Source organism: Acinetobacter sp. YH12138, from assembly GCF_015218525.1.
Taxonomy (GTDB): Bacteria; Pseudomonadota; Gammaproteobacteria; order Pseudomonadales; family Moraxellaceae; genus Acinetobacter; species Acinetobacter amyesii.
This window is the reverse complement of sequence record NZ_CP048670.1, coordinates 2,712,337-2,725,584: the sequence shown is the minus strand read 5'-3', so window position 1 is coordinate 2,725,584 and position 13,248 is coordinate 2,712,337. Positions and strand designations below refer to the sequence as shown.

Sequence of the window (13,248 nt, the reverse complement as noted above, 5' to 3'; positions counted from 1 at the left end):
AATAGTATACAAGTAGGGGTTTAGGATTTCTTACTGAGACTGATCATCAAGACACCCAGCATATTCAGACCGCAACCGACCCATTGCCATAGGTTTAAATGTTCATTCAACAACGCGACAGCCAGTAAAATCGTTAAAATGGGCCCGATAGAGGCAATCATAGCCGATTGTGCAGCCCCAAGTCGGACGATACTTTGCATCATCAAAATGGTTGGAAGCACAGTAACCAATAGTCCGAGCGCTAAACCATACAGCCAGACTTGTCTCGGGAGTTGTTGGAGCAAGGCGATAGGCTGTGGTGTTGCAAATAGAAAATGAATAATCGTCCCAACGCAGGCAATGCTCAGGGCTAGACCGGTAAAGTGTAAAGAACCAAACTTTTGCATGAGGCCTGGCGTGAGTAATAAGTAAATTGCAAATAGCACGGCACTGGCAAAAACCAAACTACATCCGAGCCAAAAGTACTGATCATGTGGTGTGGCATTTTGTTCTTGTAGCATCACTAAAACTGTCCCGCCATAACTTAAAATCAGGGCAAGAATGGTTTTAAAACTTAGTGGCTTTTTGAATAAAACAGCGGAAGCCAGCACGGTTAATGTGGGATATAGGAAAAGTATAATTCGTTCAAGCGAAGCACTGATATACATCAAGCCACGGAAGTCGAGCCAGCTCGAAAAGTAATAGCCGATTAATCCTGAAATGAGCAAGAGCACCCAATCTTTTCGTTGAATCGTTTGATAGGAACATCGACTCAGCCATGCAATGACCAAGAAAAACGGCAATGCACTCATCATGCGTAAAGCCATGAGGACTGTAGCATCGACAAGAGGAGAAAGTGCATAGGCTTGCTTAATAAAAATCGCTTTGGTACTAAACAAGAAGGCAGCAATCAGCGCAAAAATTGCACCGATGATGTGCGGACTAAGGTTTCTTGACATAAGTTAAGGTGTGCCTCATGACGACTGAACGAATTCGACAGCATTGTTCCGATAAATTTGAACTGTCATTTTGATTATAAAAAATGCATCGTGTGAGTAAAAATGCAAAAAAAGAATAGTACTTATTCCTTTATACATAAGGGATTGCTACATCAAACATGAAAAACAGCGGAAGAAATGACCAATTTGTTTTTAAATTTTTTAAATCTCAACATGACTCGGCAGGTCAAATATATCAGGCTGAAACATTTAAGGTGAAAATTGCACACAAATGGTGCAATAGTGTTTTTTAGGGATAGAAAGTCAGTAGCGATATCATGATGCTAAATATTCAAAAAATTATTTTTTTAACTAAAAAAGTCAATTCTAAGACTTAAGGCGAAGCATCAGGTGGAGAGGGCAAGATCTTAATAAACCCGAAACGTGCGCAAAAATCCATCGGATATTCAAGCTGACCGATTTGACGAGACTGTGGCAGAAAAAAGTCAGTTTTCAACGTAGGTCAGCACGTCAAAACTGTCAAATGAGTCAACGAGCTGATGCAGTCTGCATGAAAGAGTGGCTTTACCTGACTTAAGTCGATTTTTCACGACACGTTCAGGTCATTCTGTGTTGAATGAAAATGTCACAATGATCAACGCACTGAAACAATCTGCATTAAAACTAGCGAAATTATTTATGTTTTTGGTCTTAAGTAATATTAAAAAGTTATAAATAGGATAAAAATGAGTAATAAATCTACAAATAAAACTGAATAAATGAAATATCGCACTATTCTTTTCATGAATCATGAGTTCAAAATATGGGTATTTATTAAATAAATATTGGGTAGTATTTTAAAAAAGTTCAATTAGAATCCAAAAATTGTACAAAAACACATCCTGAGGGGAGACATCGCGGATTGCGATGTTTACTTAAGAAAAATTAGCTTGAGGAACGCTCATGCAGATCGGAATTCCAGCCGAAACTGTTGTCGGTGAAAATCGCGTCGCTGCGACGCCTGAAACAGTAAAGAAGTTGATCAGCGCTGGTCATAGCGTCGTTATTGAACGTGGAGCAGGGGTAAACGCTGCTTACATCGATAGTGCCTATGAACAAGTTGGTGCCAAAATTACGGATGATGCCTATACCGGTAGTCAAATGATTTTGAAAGTTCGTGCGCCTAAAGGTGACGAAATTCAAAAACTCACAGCGGGTACCACCGTTGTGGGGATGTTTGACCCTTACCGCAACACCGAACTTGACCAATTTGCGTCACAAAACGTGTCTGCATTTGCATTGGAACTTTTGCCACGGACCTTATCTCGTGCGCAAAACATGGACGTACTTTCATCTCAAGCCAACCTTTCAGGTTATAAATCTGTGCTTTTGGCTGCGGCAGAATATCAACGTATGTTCCCAATGCTTATGACAGCAGCAGGTACAGTGAAACCTGCACGTGTGGTGATCATGGGCGTAGGTGTTGCAGGCTTACAAGCTATTGCAACAGCAAAACGTTTAGGTGCCGTAGTTGAAGCAACTGACTTACGTCCTACAGCACGTGACCAAGTTGAATCTTTGGGTGGTAAATGGTTAGACGTACCAATGTCACCAGAAGAGCAACAAAAAGCAGCTGATGCTGCGAAAAATGGTTATGGCTGGATGCCGGGTGAAGACTACATTCGCGACCAAGCGATTATTGTTGATAAAGCCGTATCGAATGCTGACATCGTGATTACGACTGCATTATTGCCGGGTCGTGACGCACCACGTTTAATCAAAGCAGAAACTGTTGCCAAAATGAAACCAGGCTCAATCATTTTAGATATGGCGGTTGAAACTGGCGGGAACGTTGAAGGTTCTGTCTGCGGCGAAAATGTTGTGACTGCAAATGGCGTGAAAATTCTCGGTATTCCAAATATTCCTTCAACAGTTTCGACTGAAGCGTCGGCACTATACGCACGTAACGTTTTGAATTTCATTGAAACCCTGTTTGATAGCGAAAAGAACTTCGCAATTAACCCTGAAGAAGAAATTCAAAAAGCACTACTTGTCACTCATGGCGGCCAAGTGCTGCTGAAACGTGGTTAAGGAGAATCATCATGGTTGAAACGATTACTATTTTTGTCTTGGCAATCTTTGTTGGTTACTACGTGGTTTGGGGGGTAACACCTGCGCTACACACACCATTAATGGCTGTAACCAATGCTTTGTCATCGATCATTATCGTTGGTGCGATGATTCAAACCGTTGGTATCCCAGGTATTGTGGATGCAAGCGTACAGTTCCAAAGCATTAACGTGGTGAGTATTTTAGGTGCGATTGCCGTTTTCCTTGCAAGTATCAACATTTTTGGTGGCTTTGCGGTGACTGCACGTATGCTTGAAATGTTCAAACCTAAGCAAAAGAAAAAAGAGGGTTAATCCATGGAATTCATTAAAGAATATGCGGATTGGTTCTACCTGATTGGTGCCGTTCTTTTTATCTTAACGTTGCGTGGTTTGTCTGGTCCAAAAACTGCGATTCAAGGTAACCGTTATGGCATGATCGCAATGGCGATTGCTGTAATCACCACATTCTTTGTCGCAGATCATCCCGTGATTTGGATGATTGTGGGTGCAATGGTGTTGGGTGCAGTCGTTGGCATTGCACGTGCAAAAACAGTTCCGATGACTCAAATGCCTGAAACTGTGGCACTGATGCACTCATTGGTCGGTTTGGCTGCGGTACTGATTGCGATCGCTGCGATTCTACACAACAACCTATTGACTGCGGCATTCGCGGAGAATGAAGCGGTATTAACAGCTGCGGGTGTAGAACATGCCCACATGAGCAAAGTTCATTTATTTGAATTGTTTGTAGGCTGTTTTGTTGGTGCGATTACCTTCACAGCGTCGGTATTTGCTTACGGTAAATTGGCTGCGAAGAAATGGGCAAAAACCATTTCAGGTGGATGGGTAAAACCTGTTCAAGCCTTAATTTTCCTTGCGATGTTGGCGTGTGGTATCTACTTCTTTACCACAGGCAACATGAACGCATTCTGGGCAATGACTGTTCTTGCACTTGCATTTGGTTGGGTATGGATTGCGCCAGTAGGCGGTGGTGATATGCCAGTGGTGGTATCGCTACTGAACTCGTTCTCAGGCTGGGCAGCAGCAGGGATTGGTTTCACGCTTGAAAACAACATGCTGATTGTTGCAGGTTCACTGGTTGGTTCATCAGGTGCAATTCTGTCTTACATCATGTGTAAAGCCATGAACCGTTCAATCATCAACGTTTTGTTTGGTGGTGCAATGGGTGGTACAGCAGTAGCGGCGGCGGACAATGGTGAAAAAGCACAGCGTAATCACCGTTCAGGTTCTGCAGATGATGCTGGCTTCTTGATGTCAAATGCGGATAGCGTGGTGATCGTACCGGGTTATGGTATGGCGCAAGGTCGTGCACAAAATGCCGTGAAAGAATTGTGTGAAATCTTAAAAGAGCAAGGTGTAAAAGTTCGTTTTGCGATTCACCCTGTGGCAGGTCGTATGCCGGGTCACATGAACGTACTTTTAGCTGAAGCTGATGTTGCATACGAAGACATTCTTGAAATGGACGAGATCAACTCAGACTTCCCAGCAACAGATGTAGTACTGGTGATTGGTGCGAATGACGTTGTGAACCCAGCGGCAAAAGACGATCCAAGTTCTCCAATTTACGGTATGCCAATTCTTGAAGCGCATAAAGCACGTACCATTATGGTGATCAAACGTTCTATGGCTACAGGCTACGCAGGTCTAGATAATGACTTGTTCTATAACGATAAAACGATGATGATCTTCGGTGATGCGAAGAAAGTTGTGGAAGATATGACAAAAGCCATTAATGGCGGCGGTCATTAATTCATATTGCCAAAGTCCCGCTGTGATAAAGCGGGATTGAGGAAGATTTAAAACCACCTTCGGGTGGTTTTTTGTTTTCTTTGCTTTTATTTTCTTCGCTTTTGATTAATTGATGCTTCACACTAAAAGTGCACAAATATTTAGCGCATCAGGTGCTTGAATCAAATTGATGCGTATTTTGAAAACAAGGTGCAGATCGATGCGCTGTTTTGTTTCATTAGATTTGATCTCAGCGATTCAGAACATCGTTGCGAACTGATTTTGTGATGCAATGCATTGAAAAATAATTAATTGTCTGAAATTTGGTATTCTTTTTGCACAGCATGGTTATTCTTGGGGGAATAATCATGAAAAAAACATACTTGATGGCACTGTTTCTGAGTGTCCTGACATCGACTGCATGGGCAGTTGACCCGCAAATCGCCAGTAATATTCAAGAAATTCGTATTTCACTCGACAGTATTTGGGTGGTACTGGGCGGCATCTTGGTGTTCTTTATGCAAGCTGGATTTGCCATGATCGAAAGTGGTTCAGTTCGCAGTAAAAACACTATGAACGTACTCATGAAAAACTACATGGATGCCTGCTTGGGTGGTCTGGTGTTTTGGTTGGTGGGTTTTGGTCTGATGTTTGGGGTAAATACGACGGGCTGGTTTGGCTTAAGTCATTTTGCACCCGATCAACTGGATGATTGGCACTGGAACCTCCTATTTTTCCAAATGATGTTTGCTGCAACGGCAACCACTATTGCCAGTGGTGCAATGGCAGAGCGGATTCATTTTGTCGCTTATGTGGTGAGTGCGGCCGTTGTATCCGGTTTGATTTATCCTCTCTTTGGTAGTTGGGCATGGGGCAGTTTATTTGGCGGAGACGGTTGGTTAAAAGCACTCGGGTTTATCGATTTTGCAGGTTCGACCGTGGTGCATTCGATGGGTGGCTGGGTGGCCTTAGCGGGCATTATCGTATTGGGTCCACGTTTGGGACGATTTGGACGCAATGGGCAAAGCCATTATTTACCGGGGCATAACTTACCATTAGTGGCATTAGGTGGTTTTATTTTATGGTTAGCATGGTTTGGTTTTAATGCAGGCTCGACCATTAATGCCAATGTCAGCGTAGGACGTATTGCTTTAAATACGCATCTTGCAGCGTGTTCGGCAGCGGTTGCATATATGTTGCTCTGCCTCATCCGATCTAAAGCCATTTTGATCCGCAGTACGATCAATGCCTCACTGGGGGGCTTGGTTGCCATTACGGCAGGCTGTGCAACGATGTCTCCACTGTATGCGGTCATCACCGGTTTATGTGCAGGTGTCATGGTGACCTTCCTGCCAATGCTCATGGAAAAAATGAAACTGGATGATGTAGTGGATGCGGTGACTGTGCATGGTTTCTGTGGCGCATGGGGAACATTGGCGGCAGGGATATTCCTTGAAAATAATATGTTTAATGGCGATGTCATCGCGATACAAGGGCTTGGGGTGATTGCAGCCTTTTTATGGGGCTTTGGCGTTGCGTTCATTGTATTTAAGGTCTTGGACAAATTGTTGGGTGGCTTACGGGTGAGTAAGCAACATGAACAACGGGGTTTGGACTATACCGAACATGCTGAATTGTCTTATCCCGAGTTTCAAAAAGATGTGACTTTTGAAACGGATGATATGACCAAGCGTCATTAACAGGAGTAAAGCAATGAGCACCGAACTGTTGAATTTGGCACAACGCCGCGAAGCTTTAGAAAAAGGCTTACAACAATTTATTCATGGGACGTTACTCGACAGTGCGCTACGGCACTGGGAGCAGCAGTACAGCATGAAACCGTCATTTGTCTTGAATCGCTTCTTAAATGATATCTGTACCACAGAGGAGCTTCGCTTTTATCGTAAAGATATGCTGAAGCAAGTCTTGTATGAGTTATCTACCTTAGAAAAGCAGGAACTGTTAAGGGTTGAAAAACCGCAGGAGCAGGAGCAAGAAGACGAGCTCATTGCAGAGACCATTAGCGAAGCTTTTTTAGGCTTTATCGAGTCAGTCATGCTGACGGTGAAGTCTAAAGATCAAGCTGATTTCATCCAAGATGTGATTGAGCAATTAGAAGAAATTGGGCTGGCAATTGCAGCAAATGCACAAATTAATACGGCGAGTTTTGTCGAGTTTTTGCCCTTGACCAGTTATGCCAAAGTTTTAACAAGCATTTATGAAGTGTATTGTGACTTTTATGGACCGATGCGTGCGGACCAAGTTTATGCACAAACCAAGCTGAAAATTAAAGCCAACTATCCTGAGGTGGATTTACACCAACTGCTTTAGTGTAGGGGGGTAAAACACCATGAAGCTGATTGTCCGTGTATGAAATCAAGGGATAAAAAAAGCGACCTATTTAGGTCGCTTTTTTCTGGAAGCTTAAGCTACAGTTTCTGGAGCTGTACGCCATAAGCTTTCTAAATCATAGAATTTACGTGCTGTAGGTAACATCACATGTACCACTACAAAACCGAGATCAATCAGGATCCATTCTGCATCACGTTCGCCTTCAACACCGATAGGGCGGAATCCAGCTTTACGTGCTTCTTCTGCCACGTTGTCTGCAAGAGACTTAATGTGACGAGTTGAAGTACCGCTCGCAATAACAATCGCATCTGCGACATTGCTGATTGCTTTGATATCAAGTTCAACAATATCTTTGGCTTTTACATCTTCAAGTGCTTCACGTACAACAGCTAAGCACGCTTGTACGTCTTTGATTTGCGTTGATTTTGCGAGATCGAGAGAATTAGAAGCGCTGGGCGATGGTTCTAAATTCATAGAGGGTATGATTTCCTGACAATTTTACATGTTCTAATATAGCGGTTTTGTTGATGAATTTCAAATCAACACGTCATTGACCATTGGCTAAATGAGGGAAGTATTTGTCTTTCCACGCAAAAGAATGTGATGAGTTGCTTCGTGGTCGGTATTCAGCCGCGATGTAACCTGTATATTGGCTTTGATCTAACCATTTAAAAATCTCAGCAAATGGAATCTGCGCTGAGTCAGGTTCATGTCGCCCCGGACAGTCAGCAAACTGTATGTGACCGATATCCTGAATATTTTCTGCCAAAGTACTGAGAATATCTTCACCCATCATCGCCATGTGGTAGCAGTCATATTGCATCTTCAAAGTAGAGTGTTGTACAGCTTCAAGCATTTCCTGAGCTTGGGCAATATTTTGCACCAAAAAGCGCGGCATATCAGTACCATTAATCATTTCAAATACCGGTTGAATATGATGTTCAGACAACATGTGGCACGCCAGTTTGAGGTTGCTCGACAAGGTATTTAAACATGGGAGCAGGTCAGCATCTTGTGGCTGTTTGCCGGCTAAAATATTGACACTTGGTACATTTAACGCAGTGGCATAGCGAATGCATTGTTCTAAGGCTTGATGAAATTGATTTTCACGCCCCGGAACTCCCGCAAGACCATCACCACCTTGCATCAAATCACCCGTAGGGACATTGATTAAACACAGGCTTAAATCATTGATGGTGAGTTGGGTTTGGATTTGCTCAATACTCAGCTCATATGGAAACTGAATTTCTACATGCTTAAAACCGTGTTCACGAGCCAAAGCAAAACGCTCTAACAATGGCACTTCGGTAAAAATCATGGATAAATTAACCGCGAGCTGAGTCATGTATATCGTCCTTGAAGCAATTCACTTCTAAAGTGTTGTTAGTTTTGTTCGACATGTTGAATGATGGTAGCTAGATCTTTTTCTGCAAAACCATTGTCCTGATGGGCTTTGAGTTGCGATAAAGCAAGGCTGGCAACAGGGATGCTTAACTCAAACTGGGCAGCCAGTTGGACTGCATTATTCAGGTCTTTAGATAAAGTCTGAACTTTCCATTGTACGGGCTCGAACTGATGCGTTGCCATACGTGGGGTTAAAATCTGAAAAGGCTTTGAGTCTGCAAAACCACCAGCAAGCGCTGGTGCTAATAACGTGGTGTCTACACCTGATTTCTCGGCCAGTGCGACAGCTTCTGCGATTAACGTGCTATTGGCAGCGACGATCAGCTGATTACAAATTTTGGTGGCTTGACCTGTACCTGAGTCGCCCATGCGGGTAACACGTTGAGATAAAACATTGTAAATCAGACTCAAATCTTGAATCGTTTCAGCATCACCACCGGCAAAGATGACCAAGGTGCCTTGTTCAGCACCTGCTGTGCCCCCCGAAACAGGCGAGTCAATCCAAGTGACTTGTTTCAACTTTGCAGCATGAGCCAATTGATGGGTTTGATTCACAGATAGACTCGAGAAGTCGACAATAATTTGTCCTGCCGCTAAATGATTTTCGATGCTTGCATATACCGCGGCAACAGCAGCATCGTCTGCGAGACAAGATAAAACCACAGGATAATGGGCAATCTTCTCCAATTGAAGCGCTGTCGCGCCAATCGCAATCAACTCATCACACGCAGCAGCAGTTCTGTTCCACACCGCTACTTCAAATCCTGCCTGAATGAGACGCGTGGCCATACGGCTACCCATCAGCCCCATACCTAGAAATGCAATTTTGGTATTACGATCAAACGCCATGTGCTGTACTCAATCTATCCTGTGTGATTATTTTACTTATATTGGCGTGGTAAAAACTGAACCTCTGGGTTCTTGTCTTTTTTACGTGCCAATTGGCTGTTTTTGCCGAGCAGTAATTTAAATTGCCAGATTTTTTCTAAGCGTAAAGAACGTTTTGGACTATGCTCCATGGCATCTAGCACTTGTTTTGCTGCTGCCAAGGCATCTGGTGAACGTTGTGATAATTCTTCGGCTAACTGCTGCGCTTGAAGCAAAGGCTGTTCATTTAAATGTGTCACTAAGCCAATTTCCTTGGCATATTCTGCGTCAAAAATACGTGCTGTTAAGGTTAATTCCTTGGCTAAATCCAGTCCAATCACACCTTTAAGTGAGCGAGTTAAGCCCATGTCGGGTACTAAGCCCCAACGACTTTCCATAATCGACATTTGCGTTTTCGGGTGGGCAATACGGATATCGGCAGCCAAGGCAAGTTGCATGCCTGCACCAAAACAAAAGCCTTCAAGTGCTGCAATTACGGGCACAGGAAGTTGCTGCCAAATCAGAAAGGCTTTTTGAAATAAACTTTGACCGGGCTTTAACAGTTCCCACGCAGCATAGGCACGATTTTTCGGATCATTCAGGTCAGCCAAATCAATGCCAGCACTAAATACATTGGCTTCACCCGTTAAAATGACACAGCGTAAGCTACGATCTTTTTTTAATTTTTCAGCGGTGCTGACCAATTCTTTGAGCAATGCAAAGCTCATTGCATTACGTTTTTCTGGACGGTTTAAGTAAACCGTTGCAATGCCATTATTTTTTTCTACACGTAATAAAGCCATGGTAATTACTCTTGTTGTTACTGCGCCCGAGCATAGCATGCACCCTGACAGGATACATGACAGTGCAGTCACAACAGAAGCTGGACGGCACTGACTTTAGTCGGACTGCGCTTAATTATTTTGTTTGGCTAAGATTTGTTGAGCTGCGTGTTCAACTTGCGCCATGACATTTTTTAACTCATCAAAACGGTTCAGGGTTTCTTGGACAAAAGCGTCATCCGCTTTACGGCGTTCCTTACGTAAGGTCGAAACAAATTGCTCAAATTGACCTGAAACCTCTTGGAGGGTTGGAGCGCCCACATAGCGGGTTGCGCCATAAAGCCGATGTAGTACATGCTCTAATTGTGGAAAATCTTCATCTTCGATGAGCTGTGCCATTTCATGGATTTCTTGCTCAAAGCTATCGACGAGCATTTTCAGTAAATCGACTGCAAGATCTTCTTTATTCGCGGCCAACTGCAAGCTTTGCTGCCAATCTAAAATACTTGGCTCTAGGGCTTCAATCACCGAACTGCGCTCTAAAACCGGCACTTTCTTAAAGTTATCGGTAGTCCACTGGGTCAAGATTTGAATAATTTGATCCATTTGAATGGGCTTGGTGACATAGTCATCCATACCACTTTGCAGAAGCTTTTGTTTTTCATCAGAAAGTGCATGTGCCGTCAAAGCGATAATTGGAAGGCGCTTATGATTTTCAAAGGTTGACTCAAGTGAACGAATGGCACGCGTGGTATCGACACCTGACATCACTGGCATTTGAATATCCATAAAGATGAGGTCAAAAGCCGCTAAACCTTGCTCTTGGCGAGCTTGAATGATTTCAATGGCTTCTTGTCCACTCAAAGCCTTGGTGGTTTTCACATTCAACTCAGAGAGCAGGGCTTCAAGCACAATCAGGTTTGGTAAATGGTCGTCGACAGCTAAAATATGCAGACCTTGACCATTAAATTCTTCATGTTGCTCTTGATCAAACCACGGCTCATTACTCAACAACTGAATCAGCGCTGTACGGCTGAGTGGTTGATGCAATGGACGGGCACGGTACTCGTTCAACATGTTTGGATCGAGCATCATTTGGTAGCCATAAACCGCTAAGTTACCGCTATAACGATGACGAATTTCTTTCAGTAAGGCTTCAGAGTCGCCGCTATGATCGACGATCAACCAAGTATTTTCATTGGTTTTTAGCTGATTAAGTCGACTAAATAAATCAAGGATCGACTGCGTTTCAATATGTTCAACATCATAATTTTCTAAGTAATGACGCAGGACATTGGCGGTTGCTGGATGTGCTAAGTAGGAAACGACTTGTAGATTGCTAAATTGTGGATGCACAATTTCAATTTCTTCATCGACCACAAAGCGCGCAGTAAACCAGAAGGTTGAGCCTTTTTCTGTTGGGGCACGTTCTTGGTTATCTTCAAAACCAATTTGTCCATGCATTAGGCTGACCAATTGCTTGGAGATGGCAAGACCTAAACCTGTACCACCAAATTGACGGGTAACAGATGCATCACCTTGCGAGAAGGATTCAAACAGTTTCTTACGGTCGGTACCGCTTAGGCCGATACCACTGTCTTGCACACTAAAGTGCAGCAGACATTGACCGATGTCATCATGCTCCATACGGACACGGACAATAATTTCACCATCTGGAGTGAATTTAATTGCATTTGAAATTAAGTTGGTCAAAATTTGCTTGAAGCGTAGGACATCACCAACCACAAATTTCGGCACATTGTCCGCATAGTAGAAGGTCATATCGATGTGTTTTTGTGCTGCCAATGGCGACAACATATCCATCACATCAAAGACGGCTTCTTCTAAGTCGAATTGCGCAGTTTCGAGTTCTAGTTTGCCTGCATCGATTTTCGAGAAATCAAGCACGTCATTAATTAAAGCCAATAAATGCGCAGAAGATTTACGAATCGTTTGTAGATATAAATTTTGTTCATTACTGAGGTTGCCTTGGCGCAGTAAAAGATGAATAAAGCCATCAATACTGTTCAGCGGTGTGCGCAGTTCATGGGAAATATTGGCCAAAAACACTGATTTTGATTGGTTGGCTTGAATTGCTTGGTCACGTGCTTGACGGTAGGTAATATTTTGCACTTCTAAAGTATCAAGCGTGCGTCTTAAGTCATCTTCCGTTTGTTCGGTATGTTCACGTAGCTCTAAGAAACTGAAATGTAAGCGTTTAACCACATTTGCTATATCACGCTGTAATAACCGGAGTTCTCCAGTACTGTTAATGATCATGTGCTGATCTAGAGTGTCGGCATTTAAGCGTTGTAACTGCATGCGAATTTCGTACATTGGTGCGATCCAACGACGTGAATAAAAATTCAAACACAGTAAAAGTAATAAGAGCGTCAATAAACCCGTTGCAATCAACACGATTAACACGCGATAGCGGGCAATTTGCAGCGGTTGATTGTCCAGTTCAATGCTTAACCATGCTGGGGTCTGGGTTGAATCTGAAATTTTCAGGGCATAAATATGGTTACCCTGATGTGCAATCGGTCCAATAAAAGATGCTTTACTGTTTAAAGCAGGCCAAATATCTTGATCTTGAAAGCCAATGCTCAGGCGGTTGTTGCCTTTGAGATCTAAAATCGCGGCACGAATCAAATGTTTTTCGTTCAACATGCTTTGCATGGCATTACGAGCTTGATCAAACTGCCAAGGGTAATGATTCAGCAAATCAATCGCAGATTCTGACGTGGGTTGATAGCGTGTCAGAATCGCGACAGCCATTTGTTTTTGTTGTGCTTTGGCTGCATTGGAGGTTTCTGTTATTACCAACATCGCACCGACACAAGCCAAAATGGTGATCGGCACAAAAATAAGTGCAATCAACTGACCATAGGCATGATTTAAGTGTAGGCGTTTAAAAAGCTTTTTGTTGATATTTGACATGGTTTAAGCAGTTTATTCCTTATGCCCCGAATATTAGCATGGATTATTTAAAACTGATTGTGCTTTAATCACTTTCGCGAAAAAGCGAGGCAAATGGGTGCAGGCAAAGGCATTTTTTCATACAAT

11 protein-coding genes are annotated in these 13,248 nt (G+C 43.1%); 5 read left to right on the top strand and 6 right to left on the bottom strand.

The annotated features are described in order from the left end of the window. Positions 1-20: 20 nt before the first annotated feature. Positions 21-938, bottom strand: a complete 918-nt coding sequence (locus tag G0029_RS13150) for a DMT family transporter (RefSeq protein ID WP_180108102.1) — start codon at positions 936-938, stop codon at positions 21-23. 942 nt (positions 939-1,880) lie between these two features. Between G0029_RS13150 and G0029_RS13145 the strand changes: the two genes are divergently transcribed. From G0029_RS13145 to G0029_RS13125, 5 genes are all read left to right on the top strand, one after another. After that, positions 1,881-3,008, top strand: a complete 1,128-nt coding sequence (locus G0029_RS13145; protein WP_111885447.1) for a Re/Si-specific NAD(P)(+) transhydrogenase subunit alpha — start codon at positions 1,881-1,883, stop codon at positions 3,006-3,008. Positions 3,009-3,019: 11 nt separating this feature from the next. Beyond that, a complete protein-coding gene (locus tag G0029_RS13140; protein WP_078191287.1) occupies positions 3,020-3,340 on the top strand; it encodes a proton-translocating transhydrogenase family protein in 321 nt (106 codons plus the stop codon). A 3-nt stretch (positions 3,341-3,343) separates the two neighbouring features. Further along, positions 3,344-4,798, top strand: a complete 1,455-nt coding sequence (locus G0029_RS13135) for an NAD(P)(+) transhydrogenase (Re/Si-specific) subunit beta (RefSeq protein WP_180085565.1) — start codon at positions 3,344-3,346, stop codon at positions 4,796-4,798. 347 nt (positions 4,799-5,145) lie between these two features. Beyond that, on the top strand, positions 5,146-6,477 hold the full coding sequence (locus tag G0029_RS13130; RefSeq protein WP_180109998.1) for an ammonium transporter: 1,332 nt from the start codon (positions 5,146-5,148) through the stop codon (positions 6,475-6,477). Between the two features lie 13 nt (positions 6,478-6,490). Then, on the top strand, positions 6,491-7,108 hold the full coding sequence (locus tag G0029_RS13125; RefSeq protein ID WP_180108100.1) for a hypothetical protein: 618 nt from the start codon (positions 6,491-6,493) through the stop codon (positions 7,106-7,108). Between the two features lie 93 nt (positions 7,109-7,201). Here G0029_RS13125 and rsfS read toward each other — a convergent pair whose 3' ends face one another. The 5 genes from rsfS to G0029_RS13100 form a co-directional block, all read right to left on the bottom strand. Then, a complete protein-coding gene (rsfS, locus tag G0029_RS13120; RefSeq protein ID WP_078194190.1) occupies positions 7,202-7,603 on the bottom strand; it encodes a ribosome silencing factor in 402 nt (133 codons plus the stop codon). Positions 7,604-7,676: 73 nt separating this feature from the next. Next, positions 7,677-8,474 carry a hydroxypyruvate isomerase family protein gene (locus G0029_RS13115; protein WP_180108099.1) on the bottom strand — a complete coding sequence of 266 codons (798 nt, stop codon included), beginning with the start codon at positions 8,472-8,474 and terminating at the stop codon, positions 7,677-7,679. Between the two features lie 38 nt (positions 8,475-8,512). Next, positions 8,513-9,382 (bottom strand): NAD(P)-dependent oxidoreductase, encoded by an 870-nt coding sequence (locus tag G0029_RS13110; RefSeq protein ID WP_180108098.1) that lies wholly within the window; start codon positions 9,380-9,382, stop codon positions 8,513-8,515. A 32-nt stretch (positions 9,383-9,414) separates the two neighbouring features. Next, a complete protein-coding gene (locus G0029_RS13105; protein WP_180039859.1) occupies positions 9,415-10,203 on the bottom strand; it encodes a crotonase/enoyl-CoA hydratase family protein in 789 nt (262 codons plus the stop codon). A 111-nt stretch (positions 10,204-10,314) separates the two neighbouring features. Beyond that, complete coding sequence (locus tag G0029_RS13100) at positions 10,315-13,122, bottom strand: ATP-binding protein (RefSeq protein WP_180108097.1); 2,808 nt, start codon at positions 13,120-13,122, stop codon at positions 10,315-10,317. Between the last annotated feature and the right edge of the window lie 126 nt (positions 13,123-13,248).

What these genes read in the sequence shown, in the direction of transcription:
- G0029_RS13105 (WP_180039859.1), bottom strand. Translation starts at nt 10,203, where the DNA reads ATGGCTTTATTACGTGTAGAAAAAAATAATGGCATTGCAACGGTTTAC.
- G0029_RS13140 (WP_078191287.1), top strand. Translation starts at nt 3,020, where the DNA reads ATGGTTGAAACGATTACTATTTTTGTCTTGGCAATCTTTGTTGGTTAC.
- rsfS (WP_078194190.1), bottom strand. Translation starts at nt 7,603, where the DNA reads ATGAATTTAGAACCATCGCCCAGCGCTTCTAATTCTCTCGATCTCGCA.
- G0029_RS13130 (WP_180109998.1), top strand. Translation starts at nt 5,146, where the DNA reads ATGAAAAAAACATACTTGATGGCACTGTTTCTGAGTGTCCTGACATCG.
- G0029_RS13150 (WP_180108102.1), bottom strand. Translation starts at nt 938, where the DNA reads ATGTCAAGAAACCTTAGTCCGCACATCATCGGTGCAATTTTTGCGCTG.
- G0029_RS13110 (WP_180108098.1), bottom strand. Translation starts at nt 9,382, where the DNA reads ATGGCGTTTGATCGTAATACCAAAATTGCATTTCTAGGTATGGGGCTG.
- G0029_RS13100 (WP_180108097.1), bottom strand. Translation starts at nt 13,122, where the DNA reads ATGTCAAATATCAACAAAAAGCTTTTTAAACGCCTACACTTAAATCAT.
- G0029_RS13125 (WP_180108100.1), top strand. Translation starts at nt 6,491, where the DNA reads ATGAGCACCGAACTGTTGAATTTGGCACAACGCCGCGAAGCTTTAGAA.
- G0029_RS13135 (WP_180085565.1), top strand. Translation starts at nt 3,344, where the DNA reads ATGGAATTCATTAAAGAATATGCGGATTGGTTCTACCTGATTGGTGCC.
- G0029_RS13115 (WP_180108099.1), bottom strand. Translation starts at nt 8,474, where the DNA reads ATGACTCAGCTCGCGGTTAATTTATCCATGATTTTTACCGAAGTGCCA.
- G0029_RS13145 (WP_111885447.1), top strand. Translation starts at nt 1,881, where the DNA reads ATGCAGATCGGAATTCCAGCCGAAACTGTTGTCGGTGAAAATCGCGTC.